This window comes from Lysinibacillus sp. GbtcB16, from assembly GCF_019091145.1.
In the GTDB taxonomy this organism is placed as follows: Bacteria; Bacillota; Bacilli; order Bacillales_A; family Planococcaceae; genus Lysinibacillus; species Lysinibacillus fusiformis.
Genome location: NZ_JAGXJV010000102.1, coordinates 1 through 580, shown reverse-complemented (window position 1 = coordinate 580; position 580 = coordinate 1). Strand labels below are relative to the sequence as shown.

1 protein-coding gene is annotated in these 580 nt (G+C 31.7%); it reads left to right on the top strand.

Annotation, left to right across the window (positions count from 1 at the left end):
* Positions 1-28: 28 nt before the first annotated feature.
* On the top strand, positions 29-580 hold a 552-nt coding region (locus KVT27_RS23525), incomplete at its 3' end, for a zinc-ribbon domain-containing protein (protein WP_217582061.1).

The following is a 580-nucleotide window of genomic DNA, read 5'->3' as shown; positions in this document are numbered from 1 at the left end:
ACTAATTTGAAAGAAAGAGATGGTGAGAATGGGGAAAAAACTAAGTGAAGAAAATAAATTAATAAATGCGTTTCCAAAACTAGCAAAAGAATGGCATCCAACGAAAAATAGTAAATTAACGCCGAATGATGTGTCATACGGCTCAGAAAAATATATATGGTGGAAGTGTTCAAAAGGACCAGATCATGAATGGGAAATGACAGTTTACGCAAGAAAAAAAGGTGGAAAATGTCCCTTTTGTTTAAATAGAAAGGTATCAGTTACGAATAACTTAAAGACACTTTATCCAGAAATAGCGAAAGATTGGGATTATAAAAATAATAAAGGTATAAAACCTGAAGATATTCTGGCAGGTACTGTACAAAGAGCAAACTGGAAATGCTATAAATGTAATCATACATGGATTACTAAAGTTTCAAAAAGAACTAATGAAGGAAGTGGTTGTCCGAAATGTGCAAAAAAGGTTGATAGAAAACCAGATGCGTTTGTAAATAAATTTCCAGAATTAATGAAGGAATGGGATTATAAAAAAAATAAAGAATTAGATCCTGCGCATTATCATTATAGATCGGCTAAAAAG